Origin of the sequence: Pseudomonas sp. GM18 (assembly GCF_000282195.1) — a bacterium.
GTDB lineage: Bacteria > Pseudomonadota > Gammaproteobacteria > Pseudomonadales > Pseudomonadaceae > Aquipseudomonas.
In genome coordinates this window covers 76066-93471 of record NZ_AKJT01000028.1, presented here as the reverse complement: position 1 = coordinate 93471, position 17406 = coordinate 76066, and the positions used below count along the sequence as shown (strand labels likewise).

The 17406-nt window shown below is 59.6% G+C and carries 13 protein-coding genes; 7 read left to right on the top strand and 6 right to left on the bottom strand.

Annotated features, from left to right (window positions below):
- Positions 1-196 precede the first annotated feature (196 nt).
- Complete coding sequence (locus tag PMI21_RS20705; protein WP_007935851.1) at positions 197-2395, bottom strand: hypothetical protein; 2199 nt, start codon at positions 2393-2395, stop codon at positions 197-199.
- Positions 2396-2592: 197 nt separating this feature from the next.
- Between PMI21_RS20705 and PMI21_RS28690 the strand changes: the two genes are divergently transcribed.
- Positions 2593-3489 carry an NAD(P)-dependent oxidoreductase gene (locus PMI21_RS28690; protein WP_162130329.1) on the top strand — a complete coding sequence of 299 codons (897 nt, stop codon included), beginning with the start codon at positions 2593-2595 and terminating at the stop codon, positions 3487-3489.
- Here PMI21_RS28690 and PMI21_RS20710 read toward each other — a convergent pair.
- Positions 3380-5662 (bottom strand): putative bifunctional diguanylate cyclase/phosphodiesterase, encoded by a 2283-nt coding sequence (locus PMI21_RS20710; protein WP_007935845.1) that lies wholly within the window; start codon positions 5660-5662, stop codon positions 3380-3382. The two genes, PMI21_RS28690 and PMI21_RS20710, sit on opposite strands and share 110 nt — an antisense overlap.
- Positions 5663-5811: 149 nt before the next feature.
- Complete coding sequence (locus PMI21_RS20715; protein ID WP_007935843.1) at positions 5812-6177, bottom strand: YkgJ family cysteine cluster protein; 366 nt, start codon at positions 6175-6177, stop codon at positions 5812-5814.
- 281 nt (positions 6178-6458) lie between these two features.
- Here PMI21_RS20715 and PMI21_RS20720 point away from each other — a divergent pair, with 281 nt between their 5' ends.
- The gene (locus PMI21_RS20720; RefSeq protein ID WP_007935842.1) at positions 6459-7811 is read left to right on the top strand and encodes a spinster family MFS transporter; all 1353 of its coding nucleotides are present in this window, start codon (positions 6459-6461) and stop codon (positions 7809-7811) included.
- Between the two features lie 92 nt (positions 7812-7903).
- Here the strand turns inward: PMI21_RS20720 and rapA are convergent, their stop codons facing one another.
- Positions 7904-10750 carry an RNA polymerase-associated protein RapA gene (gene rapA, locus PMI21_RS20725; protein WP_007935841.1) on the bottom strand — a complete coding sequence of 949 codons (2847 nt, stop codon included), beginning with the start codon at positions 10748-10750 and terminating at the stop codon, positions 7904-7906.
- 229 nt (positions 10751-10979) lie between these two features.
- On the opposite strand from rapA, the gene PMI21_RS20730 reads away from it, so the two are divergent.
- The 3 genes from PMI21_RS20730 to ccoM all read left to right on the top strand — a co-directional run bounded on the left by PMI21_RS20730 (position 10980) and on the right by ccoM (position 11848).
- Positions 10980-11321, top strand: a complete 342-nt coding sequence (locus PMI21_RS20730) for a hypothetical protein (RefSeq protein WP_007935840.1) — start codon at positions 10980-10982, stop codon at positions 11319-11321.
- A gap of 104 nt (positions 11322-11425) precedes the next feature.
- Positions 11426-11587 carry a hypothetical protein gene (locus tag PMI21_RS29685; protein ID WP_007935839.1) on the top strand — a complete coding sequence of 54 codons (162 nt, stop codon included), beginning with the start codon at positions 11426-11428 and terminating at the stop codon, positions 11585-11587.
- A gap of 144 nt (positions 11588-11731) precedes the next feature.
- Positions 11732-11848, top strand: a complete 117-nt coding sequence (gene ccoM / locus PMI21_RS30045; RefSeq protein WP_007906619.1) for a cytochrome c oxidase subunit CcoM — start codon at positions 11732-11734, stop codon at positions 11846-11848.
- Between the two features lie 165 nt (positions 11849-12013).
- Here ccoM and PMI21_RS20740 read toward each other — a convergent pair whose 3' ends face one another.
- Both PMI21_RS20740 and PMI21_RS20745 read right to left on the bottom strand, forming a co-directional pair.
- Entirely contained in the window at positions 12014-13489 is a 1476-nt protein-coding gene (locus PMI21_RS20740) for an inorganic phosphate transporter (RefSeq protein WP_007935838.1), read from the bottom strand.
- A 377-nt stretch (positions 13490-13866) separates the two neighbouring features.
- On the bottom strand, positions 13867-14067 hold the full coding sequence (locus tag PMI21_RS20745) for a hypothetical protein (protein ID WP_007935837.1): 201 nt from the start codon (positions 14065-14067) through the stop codon (positions 13867-13869).
- Positions 14068-14728: 661 nt separating this feature from the next.
- Here PMI21_RS20745 and pcaR point away from each other — a divergent pair.
- Both pcaR and PMI21_RS20755 read left to right on the top strand, forming a co-directional pair.
- Complete coding sequence (pcaR, locus tag PMI21_RS20750) at positions 14729-15571, top strand: pca regulon transcriptional regulator PcaR (RefSeq protein ID WP_007935836.1); 843 nt, start codon at positions 14729-14731, stop codon at positions 15569-15571.
- Positions 15572-15859: 288 nt separating this feature from the next.
- Entirely contained in the window at positions 15860-17206 is a 1347-nt protein-coding gene (locus PMI21_RS20755; protein WP_007935834.1) for an MFS transporter, read from the top strand.
- Positions 17207-17406: the final 200 nt, after the last annotated feature.

Genomic DNA, 17406 nt, shown 5'->3' with positions numbered 1-17406 from the left:
TTGGTGCTTGGCTTTGTCGGGCAAAAGTGTGTAGCCGAGTAGCGTGATGGCACGTTGCCGTGGAGAAAGGCCACAGAAAGGCCGGTATAACGGTGACGTAAACGTAACGGGAACAGTTTATTGAGCAGCCGATGGGCTGCTTAATTGTGATCGTTCCCACGCGGAGCGTGGGAACGATCATCACAGAAGGCCCGACTCAATAAGCCGTCTTACCCGTATGGTTATTCAAAGAAATAACCTTGGTCTTGCCAATCCGGTGACGGTAGATCTCGCGCAGGTACTTGATCGCCTTCTTCACGCAGTCCCGCGACAAACGAATGTCATTGATCGAGACGAACTTGTCCTTGTCGTTGATCAGCTCGCGGTACTTCTTCTCGTACATCGGTTTGATCGCGTACCAGTTGGTGTCGAGGATCTTCGCCGGGTTTTCGAATTCGTTGAGCAGGTCGTCGATCCGGTCTTCGTCGAAGTCTTCATGGATGATGAAGTCCAGGATCGAGTTATCCAGCGTTTCGTCGAAGCGATACGGATTTTTTGCGAAGCAACGCTTGATGAACGCCACGATCAGCGTCAGGAAGTCGTCCGACAGGCACGGGCTCTTGGCGATCAGGGTGGTCAGCGACAGGTTGGCCGAGGCGCCGATTACCAGTGCATAACGCTTGAGCGTGGTGTTGGGGAACAGGCTGTTGAGGTGGGTCTTCAACCGGTTCAGGTCCATGTAGGACAGCTTGTAGTCTTTGGGCAAGGAGACGATCGACACCACCGACGAGCAATTCTTGAAGAAGTGCAGGTCGTGCAATGCGGCCGCGTCATAGCCCGAATTCTTGTACTGCTCAAGCGAGGCGCGGTAGCGCTTGGACTCGATCGGCAACAGGCTGATGCCTTCGATCGCCTGGGTGACTTTGTTGAAGTGCGGCAGGTCGATGGAGCGGAAGAACAGATCGTCGATGTTCAGGCGCTGTGGCTCTTTGTCGAACACCTTGAACTTGTCGCTGCTCGGCGGCGGGGTTTCCGGCACCACGGACTCGGCGTAGGCAATGGCCACCGGGCCGGCCAGGCTCATGAACAGGTCGTTGGCGTCCAGGCGAATGGTTTCGCCGATGTCGATGCCAGCGCGACGGAAATAGTTCTGGTCATAGTCGGTGGTGACCGCCTGCGCCGTCAGAATGTTGAAGATCTGCTGTGAGATGTACTGGTTGGCGTGCTTTTCCATCGCGTTGACGTCGATGTTCTGGATGTTGCCGTCATCGCTTTCTTCGGCATAACGCATGATGTCGTTGGAGATCAGCATCATCGCGTTCCATGGGCGGATACGGCCCATGACGCTGGCTTCGCTGCTGTCTTCGTTGGCGAAGTTGTAGGAGAAGTCCCACTCTTCCGACAGATATTTGCACAGCAGGCGACCGGCGTTGATGTGCAGCGCTTCGGACATTTCACTGCGGTGATCGGAAATGTTCGGCAGTACGCAGATGCCGCTGGTGAAGATCGGCTCGAAGACGAAGGAATGGCCGCTCTTGCCGTCGTGTTCGTCCATTGGCTTTGTGTCGAACGTCTTGTTCATGTACGAGTGCTGCTGGGCCAGGCCGAATTCCGAGGCCATGCCCGAACCGGTACCGCCGCCGGCACTGAAGATCGAGAAGTACAGGCGCGACTGGTTGGCCTTGATCCCGCAGCTGTCGATCAGGTACGAGTGAATCATCTTCCAGTCGGGGCTGGAGAAGCGCTGGGTGTCCTTGTTCAGGATGATCTTGGCCAGGTACTGACCGAGGATCGGCGCGTTACCGGCGCCACCGGCGTGGACTTCCGACAAGTCCATGATTTTCATTTTGCTGTAGTCGCGCAAAAAGCCGCTTTTTTCGCCCTTGCGCGAGAAACGGATGCGACCTGCGATGTCCTTGTCCAGGTCGCCGAGCATCACCAGCGGCTCCACCAGGAATACCGGTTTGGTGGCCTTGTTCGGCCCCAGGCGCAGGTTGTTGCGAATCCACTGCGCCGGGCTGTAGCCCTTTTCGGCGTAGCGTTTGTCCGGCGACAGACGGTCTTCGTTGTTGAATTCGTTGAGGTAGAACTTGCGGGCGTTGTACACCAGCTCCGCCACGTCCAGCGCGATGTTCGAACCGCAGCGGCCCAGGCCGATCAGGCACACCGAGGGGAATTCCTGGTCGTTGTGCTGTTCGTTGTCGCCCTCCAGATGAGGCGGGCGCGGGAACACCAGGTCGCGCAGGCCGTCGAGGTTGTCGAGGATGCGGTCGGTATTGGTTTCGGTGAAATATAGATATTGCTGAGTCGACAGCGGACGCGACGGGGTCAATGGCTTCGACGATGAGGGGCTGTTCGCCGCGGGGCTCAGGGTCAGGTCGGATACCGCGGTGGCCGGATTGTTTTTAGAAGTCATTGTGCGCCATATACCTGGACTGGTCGGCTCGGCGACAAGTGTCATCGAGTCATCACGGAATGGGATCTCGCGTCTTTTTTTAGCGCGAATGTGGCCCAAGCGTCAGGGCCTTGGCCTGAACATCGCTCGGGGGAATCCTTTCCTTAACCATGATGAATCGGCCAATATTCGATGATCTTTAATCAAAGGGAGGCTAAATGATGGCAACGTTGCCTGCGCTGGGGTTCGCCGGAATCGGCCTGATGGGTTTGCCGATGTGCCGACGCCTGTTGGCGGCCGGTTATCCGCTGACGGTGTGGAACCGCAACCCGGCCAAGTGTGCAGCGCTGGTCGAGGCCGGCGCACAGCAAGTGGCGACACCGGCCGAGCTGTGTCAGCACGCCGATGTGGTGATGCTGTGCCTGGCCGATACCGCCGTTGTACGTGAGGTGGTGTTTGGCGCGGCTGGCGTTGCCGAGGGGGCGAAAAGCGGCCAGTTGCTGGTGGATCTTTCCAGCCTGGAGCCCACCGCGACGCGGGAAATGGCCACAGCACTGATCAATAAAACCGGGATGGGGTGGCTCGATGCGCCGGTGTCCGGCGGGGTGGTCGGCGCCGAGGCCGGCAGCCTGGCGATCATGGTCGGTGGCGAGGCGGCAGACCTGGCGCGCGTGCGGTCGGTGTTGCTGACCCTTGGCCAGCGCGTGACCCACATGGGCGCGGTCGGCGCGGGGCAGGTGACCAAGGCCTGCAATCAGATGATCGTCGCCTGCAACGCCTTGGTCATTGCCGAAGTGGTGGCCCTGGCCGAGCGTTCCGGGGTCGATGCCCGCCTGATCGCCGAGGCGCTGGCCGGTGGTTTCGCCGATTCAAAACCGTTGCAGATTCTCGCGCCGCAAATGGCCGAAAGCCGTTTCGAACCCGTGAAATGGCACGTACGCACGCTGCTCAAGGATCTCGATACCGCCGTGAAGTTTTCCCGCGAACAGGGTTCGGCCACGCCGATCAGCGGATTGGCCGCACAACTGATGCGACTCCATGGGGGGCAGGGGTTCCTGGAAAAGGATCCGTCGACGTTAGTGCAGTTGTACCGTGAGCCAGACTCAACGGATTGACGGCATGCATGTGCTTACGCTGGTTGATTTCGGCCAGCACTGGTCGCAACTCAGTCAGCGGCACCGGACGGCTGAGCAGGTAGCCCTGGACGAAATCGCAGCCGTGGCGTTGGAGAAAGTCGTATTGCTCGATGGTCTCGACGCCTTCGGTGACGACCTGCAAATGCAGGGTGTGGGCCATGACGATAATGGCCTGGACGATTTCCATGTCCTGGGTGGCCTTGGGGATGTCCTGAATGAACGAGCGGTCGATCTTCAGCGTGTTTAACGGCAGGCGCCTGAGGTAGGCCAGGGATGAATAGCCGGTGCCGAAGTCGTCGATCGACAGCGAAACGCCAAGGGCGCGAATCTGCCGCAGCAACACCAGGGTATTGGAAATATTGCCCATCAATGCATTCTCGGTCACCTCCAGCTCCAGTCGCTGGGGCGTTACCCCGTAGACGCGCAGGGCGTGTTCGATTTCCTCGGCCAGTTCTTCTCGCGCCAGGTTCAGGGGCGAGCAATTCACTGCAATCCTGAGGTCTTCGCAATCGTGGCGGGACAGTTCGCCCAGGTCTTCGCAGGCCTTGCGCAATACCCAATTGTCCAGTTCGGCGATCAGGCCGTTGGCCTCGGCGATGGCGATGAACCGGTCCGGCGTCAGTAATCCGTGAACCGGGTGTTGCCAGCGGACCAGCGCTTCAAGTTTGGTGACTCTGCCGATTCTCAGGTCATAGATCGGTTGGTAATACAGCATCAACCCGGAGTCTTCGCGTAGGGCGTGACGCAGTTCTTCTTCGAGTTGCAGCTCCAGCGTGGCGCGGGCTTTCAGGTTTGAACTGAAAAAGTGCAACCCGTTACGACCGCTGCCCTTGGATTGATACAGCGCCAGGTCGGCGTGCTTCAGCAGTTCTTCGCAGGTTTTGCCGTCTTCCGGAAACAGGCTGATGCCGATGCTGGTGGTCATGACCATGCGCCGTCCGGACAACTCGATGGGGTCTTTCATTTTCAGCATGATGCGCTGGGCCATATGCCGCGCTTCTTCGCGGTCGTACAGGTTGATGAGGAGGCAGAATTCGTCGCCTCCGAAGCGCGCCACCACATCTTCGTGGCTGCGTACCGAGGCCTTGATGTGACTGGCCAGGACTTTGAGCAGTTCGTCGCCGGCGTCATGGCCAAGGCTGTCGTTGATCCGTTTGAAGTGGTCGATGTCGAGGAATATCACCGCGAGCATGCCGCCTTCGTTGGTTTTTTCGATGAGTTTTTCGGCGAAAAGCTGGTTGAAGCCCCGGCGGTTGAGCAGGTTGGTCAAGGGGTCGTAGTGCGCCACCTGTTGCAGCGACATGCGTGCTTGATCCAGTTGACCGAGCAGGGCGTTGACTCGCTGCAGGTCGGAATCCTTGTGTTGCAGCTTCTTGTCCGCCAGGGCGGCACTGATGCTGCTGCCGATGATCAGCAGCGCCATCACCGCCACCGTCAGCCCCAGTTGCAGATGATTGTTGTCGCCGGGCAGCGGTTGAAGGCTGTCATCGGGCAGCACCAGGTTGAGCGATGCCATGCCGGTGAAATGCATGCTGACAATGCCGGCCCCGAGCACCAGGCTGGCGGTGTATTTGAGCAGTAGATGATACGCACCGGTGTCATCGCGCAAGTGACTGGAAATCAACAGGGCAGCCAGGCTGGCACCGATGGCGATCACGACGGAGAGCACGAACAGGGCGGGTTGGTAATAGACCAGCGCATTCGATCGCAGTGCGGCCATGCCCACGTAGTGCATGGTCGCGATGCCCAGGCCGATCCACACTGCGGCCCGCAGGTATTGCCAGAAATTCAGTTGGGGGTGGCTGAGGGTGTACATGGCCAGCCACGAGGCGGTCAGGGCGAACAACAGCGAGATCAGGGTGGTGGGCAGGTGGTAATGGATTTCGATCGGCACCTGGAATGCCAGCATGCTGATGAAGTGCATGGACCAGATACCGCCCGCCAGACACCCGGCGCCGACCCAGCGCCAGAGTCGTTGAGAGGCGGATTTTTCCACATGACCCACCCGCTCGGTCATGTCCAGCGTGGCGAAACCGGCCGTGCAGGCGACCAGATAGGCCAGCAACACCAGAAACGGGTTATGGGTGCAATTGAGTATGACCTGCCCGCTTTCCGGCAGCCCGGTCATGAAATGCAAACCAAGCCACTCCATAGCATGTCCCGTCTGTGAGTCATCTTGGCCTGCGTCATGCGCGCTGGCGAATGCTGGCAGTATAGAGGGCTTATACGGAGCGCAAGGGGTGATGGCACATTGATGTCTAAATTTTTTTTAATTGGCTCAATGGCGGTCGGTGCGGCGCCTCAGGCGATCTGCTCAAAAGGCGTTTCGAATTCAGGTTGCAGGGCGGGCAGCCCGAACGCGGCCCGTGCCGCATCGCAATCCACGTTCGCCTCGCCATTGGCCCAAGAGGCGTCGAACTCCCGACAAGTGCTGGAGCGCTGATCGTAAATCGAGCACTGCACGGTACTGCCCACTTCACCCACCAGACCGACACAGCGAACAGGTTTGCAGTCTGTGCCCAGCATGGCCACCCGGCTGGGGCTGATGGACGCGACCAGTTCGTCAGGCACCGTCCCCCCGGCCGAGGTGCATTCACCCCAGAAAAAAGACACGCGAAAATGAGAACAGCAGGCACCGCAATTCAGACACGGACTGGCTTCGGACATGGGCAATGATCAAAGGAGGGATAGGGACGTGATGGGCAGACAAGGCCGCTATTCTAGGCTTCGCCATGGCGTTGGGAAGGGGGGCGCAGAGGTATTTTTCTGTCCTCCAACTGATGGTGAAAAAACTGACTCCCTGACAGCACTAATCCCACAAGTTATGCGTGGCGCCATGAGCTGATATCAACCTTGCGAATAATGACAGACAGCCCTGACGGGCCTGACTAGATTGGAGATTCCGGGGACAGTGAACGCCCCAACAACAATAAAAAGAGACGGACCCCATGCAGAGCTCGACCCAAGCGGCGAATGCCTGGCGCATTCTGTTCCTGTTGTTCCTGGCCAACCTCTTCAACTTCTTCGACCGCACCATTCCGGCGATCATCATCGAGCCGATCCGCATGGAATGGCACCTCAGCGACTTTCAGCTGGGGATCATCGGGACCGCATTCACCATCGTTTACGCCATTGCCGGCCTGCCTCTGGGGCGATTGGCCGATACTGGCTCGCGCAGCAAACTGATGGGCTGGGGCCTGGCGGTATGGAGTGGGCTGACCGCGATCAACGGGTTGGTGGGCAGTTTCTGGAGTTTCCTGATCGTACGCATGGGCATCGGCATCGGTGAAGCCAGTTACGCGCCGGCTGCCAATTCGCTGATCGGCGATTTGTTCCCGGCGCATCGTCGGGCCCGGGCCATGGGCATTTTCATGCTCGGCTTGCCGCTGGGCCTGCTGTTGGCGTTTTTCACCATTGGCGCGATGGTCAAGGCGTTCGACAGCTGGCGTGCACCATTCTTCATCGCGGCGGTGCCGGGGTTGATCCTGGCGGTCTTCATGTTCTTTATCAAAGAGCCGAAGCGTGGAGCGGCGGAAAGCGTGCAAGTGTCTCAGGAACGCGTGGACCGGCCGATCCGTCGAGTGCTGGCGGTGCCGACTTTCCTGTGGCTGGTGATGGCGGGGCTGTGCTTCAACTTCGCCACGTATGCCTGCAACTCGTTTCTGGTGCCGATGCTGCAGCGTTATTTCCTGATGCCGTTGCAGGACGCGGCGGTGGCGACCGGGGTGATCGTCGGGGTGACGGGGTTGTTCGGCCTGACACTCGGCGGCTGGATTGCCGACAAGATTCACCAGCGGGTGGCCAATGGGCGTCTGCTGTTCGCCGCATTCAGCCTGATCATTTCGACTTTGTGCACAGCTTGGGCGCTGCATGCCGGGCGGATCGAAATCGGGGTATTTGTCGCGGTGTTCAGCCTGGGGTGGTTGTTCGCCTACAACTTCTACACCTGCGTGTACACGGCGATTCAGGACGTGGTCGAGCCGCGCCTGCGGGCGACGGCGATGGCGTTGTTCTTTGCCGGGTTGTATCTGTTGGGCGGTGGTTTGGGGCCGGTAGTGGTGGGCGGTCTGTCCGATCACTTCGCCCATACCGCAATGCTCTCGGCGGGTGCCGAGCAAATGACCGAGGCGTTCAAGGCTGTCGGCCTGCATGACGCGATGTACCTGATCCCGGTGGCGTTGTTTTTCACCATGGTGTTTCTGTTTTTGGCGTCGCGGTGTTTTGTGCGGGATACCAAGCGGATGAAAGAAGGGTTGGTGGCAGTGGTTGAGCCTGGGATTGCAGCGGCGCCCGCGGTTTAAGATCTTGGCGGCGGTTGTTTCACCAAAGATCTTCAGAAAGCAAAAAGGCCCGCATCGCTGCGGGCCTTCTTTTTAGCGGTGGAGCAGAGGGATTAACCCGCCACCAACACCCGAATCGCTTCCAGTCGCAGCGCCGCTTTGTCGAGCATGGCCAGGCCTTGCTCGCGTTGCTTGCGCAGGGCAACCAGTTCGCTGTCGCGCACGGTCGGGTTGACCGCTTGCAAGGCGGTCAGGCGCGCCAGTTCTTCGTCTGTATCGGCCGCCAGGCGACGTTGTGCCTCGGCCACGCGCTCGGCGTGACGCGGGGTGATCTTCTCTTCGCCGGCGTTGATCCGTGGCGTCAGCTGGTCGCGCTGGGCCTGGATGAACTTGTTGGCGCTGGCGCGGGGCACGCTTTCCAGTTGATCGTTCAGGGTTTCGAACGACACCCGGGCCGACAGGTCATTGCCATTGGCGTCGAGCAGGCAGCGCAGGGCGGCCGGCGGCAGGTAACGGCCCAGTTGCAGCGAACGCGGGGCAACCACTTCGCTGACATAGAGCAGTTCCAGCAACACGGTGCCCGGTTTCAGCGCCTTGTTCTTGATCAGCGCCACGGCGGTGTTGCCCATCGAGCCGGACAGCACCAGGTCCATGCCACCCTGAACCATCGGGTGTTCCCAGGTGATGAACTGCATGTCTTCACGAGACAACGCCTGGTTGCGGTCGTAGGTGATGGTCACGCCTTCGTCGTCGCCCAGCGGGAAGCTGGCGTCGAGCATTTTTTCGCTGGGCTTGAGGATCAGCGCGTTTTCCGAATGGTCTTCGCTGTCGATGCCGAAGGCGTCGAACAGGGTTTCCATGTAGATCGGCAGGGCGAACTGATCGTCCTGTTCGAGGATCGCTTCGACCAGCGCATCGCCTTCGCCTGCACCGCCGGAGTTGAGTTCCAGCAAGCGGTCGCGACCGGTGTGCAGCTCGTCTTCCAGACGCTCACGCTCGGTGCGGGCCTCGTCGATCAGCGCTTGCCACTCGCCATCGTCGGCCTCTTCCAGCAGCGGCAGCAGGCGTGGGCCGAACTGATGCTGCAAGGCGTTGCCGGTCGGGCAGGTGTTGAGGAACGCGTTCAGCGCTTCGTGGTACCACTGGAACAGCCGCTCTTGCGGGCTGGTTTCCAGGTACGGCACGTGCAGTTCGATGACGTGCTTCTGGCCGATCCGGTCGAGACGACCGATACGCTGCTCCAGCAGATCCGGGTGCGACGGCAGGTCGAACAGCACCAGATGGTGCGAGAACTGGAAGTTACGACCTTCACTGCCGATTTCCGAGCAGATCAGCACCTGGGCGCCGAATTCTTCGTCGGCGAAGTAGGCGGCGGCGCGGTCACGCTCGAGGATGTTCATGCCTTCGTGGAAGACCGTGGCCGGAATGCCGGAACGCACGCGCAGGGCGTCTTCCAGGTCCATGGCGGTTTCGGCGTGGGCGCAGATCACCAGCACTTTGGTGCGCTTGAGCATTTTCAGGGTGTCGATCAGCCACTCGACGCGCGGGTCGAATTTCCACCAGCGTTCTTCTTCGTTGGCGTCCGGCTGGGACTGGAAGCTGACTTCCGGGTACAGCTCGATGTGATCGCCCAACGGCAGTTCGAGGTATTCGGCCGGGCACGGCAGCGGGTACGGGTGCAGCTTGCGCTCCGGGAAACCCTGCACGGCGGCACGGGTATTACGGAACAGCACGCGGCCAGTGCCGTGACGGTCCAGCAGTTCGCGGACCAGACGGGCGCTGGCTTCGGAATCGCCATCGTTGACTGCGCTCAGCAGGGCTTCGCCTTCATTACCGAGGAAGCCGTGAATGGTCTTGTGCGCTTCAGGCGACAGGCGCCCTTTGTCCAGCAGCTCCTGAACGGCTTCGGCCACCGGGCGATAGTTTTCGCTCTCGGCACGGAAGGCGTGCAGGTCATGGAAACGGTTCGGGTCAAGCAGGCGCAGACGGGCGAAGTGGCTGTCCTGGCCCAGTTGTTCCGGGGTTGCGGTCAGCAGCAATACGCCCGGGATCGTTTCAGCAAGCTGCTCCACCAGGGAGTACTCAGGGCTGACCTGATCTTCGTGCCACACCAGGTGGTGCGCTTCGTCGACCACCAACAAATCCCAGCCGGCGGCGAACAGCGCGTCCTGGGCTTTCTCGTCTTCCACCAGCCATTCGAGCGCCACCAGGGCGAGCTGGGTGTCTTCGAACGGGTTGGTCGCATCGCTTTCGATGAAGCGTTCTTCGTCGAACAGCGCAACTTGCAGGTTGAAGCGGCGGCGCATCTCCACCAGCCACTGGTGCTGGAGGTTTTCCGGCACCAGGATCAGCACGCGGTTGGCGCGGCCCGAGAGCAGTTGGCGATGGATAACCAGGCCGGCTTCGATGGTCTTGCCCAGGCCCACTTCGTCGGCCAGCAGAACCCGCGGTGCGATACGGTCGGCGACTTCACGGGCGATGTGCAACTGGTGCGCGATCGGTTGCGCCCGCACGCCGCCCAGGCCCCAGAGCGATGACTGCAACTGGCGGCTGGTGTGTTCCAGGGTGTGATAACGCAGGGAGAACCAGGCCAGCGGATCGATCTGGCCGGCGAACAGACGGTCGCTCGCCAGTCGGAACTGAATGAAGTTCGACAGTTGGGTTTCCGGCAGGGTGACCACTTCGTTCTGCCCGTTGAGGCCGTGGTAGACCAGCAGGCCGTCGACGTCGTCGACTTCCTGTACGGTCAGTTTCCAGCCTTCGAAGTGAGTAATCGAGTCACCCGGCGAAAACCGCACGCGGGTGAGGGGCGCATTCCGTAGCGCGTACTGGCGAGTGTCGCCAGTGGCCGGGTAGAGCACGGTCAACAAGCGGCCGTCCTGTGCCAGAACGGTGCCTAAACCCAGCTCGGCTTCGCTGTCACTGATCCAGCGTTGCCCCGGTTGATACTGCTGCGCCATGCTGCCTGACTCCCACCTTGAAAAAGCGGGCTATCTTAACGGAATGAGCCTTCAGGGCCAAAGGATTACTCAGTAGGAGCTACCGAAGGCTGCGATCTTTTCAGGACCTGAGATCAAAAGATCGCAGGCTGCGCCAACTCCTACGGTGCCAAGCGGGTCACAAGTTTTCGACCGATGGCTCAAGTCGCCATCCCCGCAGCCGACAGCCTGCTGACAGGAGACTAATAATATGCTGCCACCGATGCTCCCCTTGAGCGCCGTGCCGATCACTTCACAGCAGGATCCGATCCGCCAGCGCCCGGATATTCCGCCCGTGGTGCCGGTGCAGGAAGGCTCCAATGAAAGCACCATCGACCTACAGAAGCGCGACCCGGAAGAAGCGGGCCTGCAGCTGCGCGAGGAGCAGCGTCGGCAACAGGAACGGGATCGGCGCCGTCGTGAGGCCGATGAGGATCCTGAAGAGCATCTGGCGATCCCCGGTAATGAGCTCAACGCCGACAATACCGTGCCGGTGGTGCCGTTGATGGAGAACCAGCCACGTCAGGGGTTGTGGGTCGATATTGAGATCTGAAGTGTCGGAGACTGGTCAGCGCCCGCGCCAGACCGCATTATTGGCGCAATCCTGTCGCCTTTAGCCGGCAGCTGAATTCATTTCCAAGCGATGCACTGAACGCCATGAGCCAAGATGACAAGCTGATCGACCTCAACTCTGAACGTGCCAAGCGGGTTCATGACCTTAATGAAAAGCGTCTGAACGAAGTGCGCCAGGCATTTGAGCAGGCCATGCCGTTGGGTAAAGCGAAGAAAAAGCCGAAGAACAAACCGAAAAAGCGTTGAAACACCCTGCATCGGTTGATGCAGGTCAGTTATTTCCCTTCCTTTACGCCCAGTCTCGGGCGGCATTGATCCCGGTCAATTTTCTCTCCTGCCCGATTGGTTAACTTAGCCCCATCGCAACAGGGCATGTGCAGGAGGCCAGTCATGTTTTTCGATAACGTGGTGATCGCCGGAGTGCTGACAGTCGGCCTCATGGTTCTGTTTTTTGCAGGGTTTGGATTTTTTATCTGGAAGGATTCGCATAAGCGGAAAAAACCGTAGTTCTTTCTGGAGCAATGAGCACGCAAGGCATTTTGGGCGACTTCGGTCGCCCTTTTTTTTGTCCGATCGTTCCCACGCAGAGCGTGGGAACGATCTAACTACCGAAATGCGGGCAATAAAAAAGGCGCGAACCTCACGGAACGCGCCTTTTTCAGTAGCGATGTATCAGCTACCCAGTGCCTTGGAGGCCAGCCAGAACAGGCCGGCTGACAGGGCTACGGTGGCTGGCAGGGTCAGGATCCAGGCCAGCAGGATGGTTCTGACAGTACCGCCTTGCAGGCCGCTTTTGTTCGCGACCATGGTGCCGGCCACGCCTGACGACAGGACGTGAGTGGTGGAGACGGGCAGGCTGAAGATGTTGGCCATGCCGATCATGCTCGCCGTGGTGATCTGCGCCGACATGCCTTGGGCATAGGTCATGCCTTGCTTGCCGATTTTCTCGCCGATGGTCAGTACCACGCGTTTCCAGCCGACCATGGTACCCAGGCCGAGGGCCAGTGCGACCGCCAGAATCACCCAGAACGGGGCGTATTCGGTGGTGGTGGTCAGGTCCTTGCGCAATTTGTCCAGGTCAGCCTTTTCACGGGCAGCGAGGCCGGGCAGCTTGCTGACTTTCTTCGCCGTGTCGTCCAGGCAGAGCAGGTAACGACGCACTTCGATGCGGCTTTCCGCCGGCAGCGAGTGGTAGTCGGCTACACCCTTGAGGGTGTCGAGCAGGGCGGCGATGGTCGGTTCGGTCTGTTGCGGGTTGCAACGGAATTTCTCCGGCAGATCACCTTCCACGCTTTTGCCCAGGGCCAGGAAATCACCCAGCGTATCGGCATTGCGTTTGTAGAACTGACTCAGGTGCAGGGTTGCATCGCGCGTCCGTTCGATCTGGTAAGTAGTGCTGCCCAGGTCGAGTACGAACTGCGCCGGCACAATACCGATCAGCACCAGCATGATCAGACCGATACCTTTCTGGCCATCGTTCGAGCCGTGCACGAAGCTGACCGCCATCGCCGAAATCACCAGGACCAGGCGGTTCCAGAACGGCGGGTGTTTCTTGTCGTCGATCTTGCGGCGCTGCTCCGGAGTCTTGTGCATCTTGGACAGCGGACGCCACCATTTAAGGCCGATCAGCACCAGGGCCGCGATCAGGAAGCCGGCCATTGGCGAGAACACCAGGGACGCGCCGATGTCGATCGCTTTCTGCCAGTTGACGCCGTCGGCCAACGGAATGTCGTTGATCAGGGCGTTGGCCAGGCCGACACCGAGGATCGAACCGATCAGCGTATGGGAGCTGGAGGCCGGGATACCGAAGTACCAGGTGCCCAGGTTCCAGGTGATGGCGGCGGCGAGTAACGAGAACACCATGGCCAGCCCGTGACCGGTGTTTACATTGATCAACAGTTCTACCGGCAGCAGATGGACGATGGCATACGCCACTCCCACACCGCCCAGCAGCACGCCGAGGAAGTTGAACACACCGGAAAAGAACACCGCCAGATGAGGCGGCATGGCTTTGGTGTAGATAACAGTGGCCACCGCGTTTGCGGTGTCATGAAAGCCGTTGATGAACTCGAAGGCGAGGACAAAGGCCAGGGCGAGCAAGAGGCTCACAAGCACCCAAGCATCCAGTCCGCTGAATAAATCGATCATGAAGGTTTTCTGACCCGTTCGTAAGGGGGCGCGATTATGCCAGAAAAGACTGCTAATCGATGCACTTGCTGCTCATCGGTTACATTCTTCAATGAAATAGTGGACGGCAACCCGCTGAACCCCAGGGTTTTTCAGCGGTTTACAAGTCATTGAATTCGCTTGGAAAGGCAGCAGCCACAAGGGTTTCTCTCGTTGGGACGAGAGGATTGAACGCTTGTGTGAAATATCCGAGAAGACGGTCAGGCAAGAGCCGTTTGCCTGATCGAATGGATGAGGGAACCGCTGCCCGCTTGTAGCGGGCGCGAAAAGCATCATCGATACAACCCGCTTTTAACGGGTGCAGACGCAGGCTCTTGAAAGGATACAAGCCGAGGCGGTCATGGCTCTTCGGCTTTGAGTTCCTTTTCCATCTTCTGCAATTCCTGGGTGAAGGCCTGATCCTGAACGGTGGCGCGTTTACGCCAGGGTTTGCGTTCGGGTTCGGGCTGAGCGGCGTAGGTGGTGACTTCCCCGCCGTAAACTTCCTTGTAACGTTGTTCCTGGCGCTCAAGTTCCGCGCGCAGTTCGTCTTTCGTCACAGTGCTACCTGATTGAGTTGAGATTAATTCTGGTGAAACGCGCTGCATCGATCTATTGACCATGCTCGTCGAAAGGACAATGCCTGATACGACATCGTTCCCACGGCGCAATCAATACTTCAATGTTGCAGGCGGCCACGGCACCAGAGAAAAACAGCTGACGCAGCATCAGTCTCCTGTTTCAGCGAGCGCGTTGGCGGAACATATTAAATGAGCGTCAAGCGCTTGCTGCGGACAGCGGCGATGGATATCGCGCTGCCGGCGGGCGGAATCGGCACAAAAAAACCGGTCGCCTCTGACATGCATTATAGCGGTCGATCCGAAGAACACTATCTCTGGGCAGTTAAAAGTAGTTCCTCATGTGTGATTGTTTTGTTACTCGCAACTTGCCGGTAACTACGGTGGGCTGATGCCAGTTGCAGTGGTGACTTTCTGGCGCCATTAAGCCGGACAAATTATTACATCGTCCTCCTTTAAGCCAGTGACCGAAAATAACAACCGTGTTGTGTAGCGAGTGAAAGCAGGATGGCTGAATGTACGCACCAGGATTGCGATTATCGGCCTATGGTTCGATAATCGCCCAATCCTGGCAGCCGCTGGCTTGTGTGTCAGACCGGGGCCGCTTGTAATAGTCGCTGATCCGTGTGGGGAACAACCTGATATGAACGATCAAATGCGCAATTCCTTCGCTTCAGTGGCGCCGCCGATCGTCGCCTCGCCCGCCAAGCGAATCCAGGCCCTGACCGGTGACCCGGATTTCATGACCTCCCTGGCCCGTGGCCTGGCGGTGGTGCAAGCGTTCCAGGAGCGCAAGCGGCACCTGACCATTGCACAGATCAGCCACCGCACGGAAATTCCCCGCGCCGCTGTGCGACGTTGCCTGCATACCCTGATCAAGCTCGGCTACGCCACCACCGACGGACGCACCTATTCGCTGCTGCCCAAAGTACTGACCCTGGGCCATGCCTATCTGTCGTCGACGCCGCTGGCGGTGTCTGCCCAGCCGTACCTGGACCGCATGAGCGAGCAATTGCACGAGGCCTGCAACATGGCCACGCTGGAGGGCGATGACATTTTGTACATCGCGCGCTCGGCGACTACCCAACGGCTGATTTCCGTCGACCTCTCGGTGGGTGGGCGCTTGCCGGCCTATTGCACCTCCATGGGCCGGATTCTGCTCGCCGCACTGGACGACACGTCGCTGCGCGAGTACCTCGACCATGCAGACCTGCAAGCCAAGACCAGTCGCACCCTGCATACCCCCGAAGCCTTGCTCGAATGCCTGCAAGAGGTACGGCGACAAGGCTGGTGCATCGTCGATCAGGAACTGGAGCAGGGCCTGCGCTCGATTGCCGTTCCGGTGTACGACGCTTCCGGCCAAGTGGTAGCGGCGCTGAACGTCAGCACCCACGCCGGCCGGGTCAGCCGCAGCGAGCTGGAGCAACGTTTCCTGCCCGGTTTGTTGAGTGCCAGCCGCGACCTTAGCGCGCAGCTGTTCGCCTAAGCTGTTCGATAAACGCACAGAGTCGCGTTTATCGAATTGACGCTCTTTCCTTCGGATCATTAATGTCGCGGCAGCGTCATCCGGCGCTGCTGGCCCTCAGCGAGCTGCTGGACGACGACCCAATAATAATGAGAAGAGGCATCGTCATGCGCACGTTCCCCCACTGTCGCTGTTCCCACCGGTTTAACTGCCGAAACCGGATCGCCTGATCCCGACCTCCTTTCCTTGTGACAACGTCAGCTCCGGCTGGCATCTGTTCGACTGCGTTCTTTACGTGGAATAAAAATAATGAACCAGCCTCAGTCTGCTGTAGGAAACTGCCTCGACGTGCAGTCTTTTATCAACGCTCAACCCATTTCGCGCTACCAATGGCGGGTGGTGATCCTGTGTTTCCTGATCGTCTTCCTCGATGGCCTCGACACCGCGGCCATGGGTTTTATCGCACCGGCACTGTCCCAGGACTGGGGCATCGATCGCGCCAGCCTCGGCCCGGTGATGAGTGCGGCGTTGATCGGCATGGTCTTCGGCGCCTTGGGTTCCGGGCCGTTGGCTGACCGCTTCGGGCGAAAAGTCGTACTGGTGGGCGCGGTGCTGTTGTTCGGTGCTTTCAGCCTGGCGTCGGCTTACAGCACCAACGTCGATCAACTGCTGGTACTGCGTTTCCTCACAGGTCTGGGCCTGGGCGCCGGCATGCCGAACGCTACCACGCTGCTGTCTGAGTACACCCCGGAACGCAAGAAATCCCTGCTGGTGACCAGCATGTTCTGCGGCTTCAACCTTGGCATGGCCGGGGGCGGGTTCATCTCGGCCAAACTGATCCCGGCCTTCGGCTGGCACAGTCTGTTGATGATCGGCGGGATTCTGCCGCTGATCCTCGCCGTCGTATTGCTGTTGTGGTTGCCGGAATCGGCGCGCTATCTGGTGGTGCGCAATCGCGGCACCGACAAAGTGCGCAAGGCCCTGGCGCCGATCGACCCAGCGGTGGTGGCCCAGGCTTCGAGCTTCAGCGTGCCGGAACAGAAAACCGTGAAGGCGCGCAATGTGTTCGCGGTGATCTTCTCCGGCACTTACAGCACCGGCACGTTGTTGCTATGGCTGACGTACTTCATGGGGCTGGTGATTGTTTATCTGCTGACCAGTTGGTTGCCGACGCTGATGCGTGACAGCGGCGCAAGCATGGAACAGGCCGCATTCATTGGTGCGCTGTTCCAGCTTGGCGGGGTGTTGAGCGCAGTGGGCGTGGGTTGGGCGATGGACCGGTTCAATCCGCACAAGGTCATCGGCACTTTCTATCTGTTGGCCGGGGTGTTTGCCTACGCGGTAGGGCAGAGCCTGGGCAACATCGCCGTGCTGGCGACCCTGGTGCTGGTGGCCGGGATGTGTGTCAACGGCGCGCAATCGGCAATGCCGTCGCTGGCGGCGCGGTTTTATCCGACTCAAGGGCGGGCTACCGGTGTGTCGTGGATGCTCGGGATTGGCCGCTTCGGCGCGATCCTCGGGGCGTGGATGGGCGCAACGTTGCTGGGCCTGGGCTGGAACTTCGAGCAGGTGCTGACGGCGCTGGTGATTCCGGCCGCGTTGGCGACCACGGCGGTGGTGATCAAGGGCATGGTCAGCCATGCGGATGCGACCTGAGGGCGATTTCCGAGATTGATCGTTCCCACGCTCTGCGTGGGAACGCCTCAATGGACGCTCTGCGTCCGCTTTTGGGGCGCGGAGCGTCCCTGGCTGCATTCCCACGCAGAGCATGGGAACGATCTGAGAGAGAACGATAGCGAGGTAACAATCTGTTCGATAAACGAACACTCAGTCGATTATCGGATTGTTTGGGTTTT

Bases quoted from the DNA above. Each gene is read 5' to 3' on its own strand.
- PMI21_RS20705 (WP_007935851.1), bottom strand. From the start codon at position 2,395: ATGACTTCTAAAAACAATCCGGCCACCGCGGTATCCGACCTGACCCTG.
- PMI21_RS28690 (WP_162130329.1), top strand. From the start codon at position 2,593: ATGATGGCAACGTTGCCTGCGCTGGGGTTCGCCGGAATCGGCCTGATG.
- PMI21_RS20710 (WP_007935845.1), bottom strand. From the start codon at position 5,662: ATGGAGTGGCTTGGTTTGCATTTCATGACCGGGCTGCCGGAAAGCGGG.
- PMI21_RS20715 (WP_007935843.1), bottom strand. From the start codon at position 6,177: ATGTCCGAAGCCAGTCCGTGTCTGAATTGCGGTGCCTGCTGTTCTCAT.
- PMI21_RS20720 (WP_007935842.1), top strand. From the start codon at position 6,459: ATGCAGAGCTCGACCCAAGCGGCGAATGCCTGGCGCATTCTGTTCCTG.
- rapA (WP_007935841.1), bottom strand. From the start codon at position 10,750: ATGGCGCAGCAGTATCAACCGGGGCAACGCTGGATCAGTGACAGCGAA.
- PMI21_RS20730 (WP_007935840.1), top strand. From the start codon at position 10,980: ATGCTGCCACCGATGCTCCCCTTGAGCGCCGTGCCGATCACTTCACAG.
- PMI21_RS29685 (WP_007935839.1), top strand. From the start codon at position 11,426: ATGAGCCAAGATGACAAGCTGATCGACCTCAACTCTGAACGTGCCAAG.
- ccoM (WP_007906619.1), top strand. From the start codon at position 11,732: ATGTTTTTCGATAACGTGGTGATCGCCGGAGTGCTGACAGTCGGCCTC.
- PMI21_RS20740 (WP_007935838.1), bottom strand. From the start codon at position 13,489: ATGATCGATTTATTCAGCGGACTGGATGCTTGGGTGCTTGTGAGCCTC.
- pcaR (WP_007935836.1), top strand. From the start codon at position 14,729: ATGAACGATCAAATGCGCAATTCCTTCGCTTCAGTGGCGCCGCCGATC.
- PMI21_RS20755 (WP_007935834.1), top strand. From the start codon at position 15,860: ATGAACCAGCCTCAGTCTGCTGTAGGAAACTGCCTCGACGTGCAGTCT.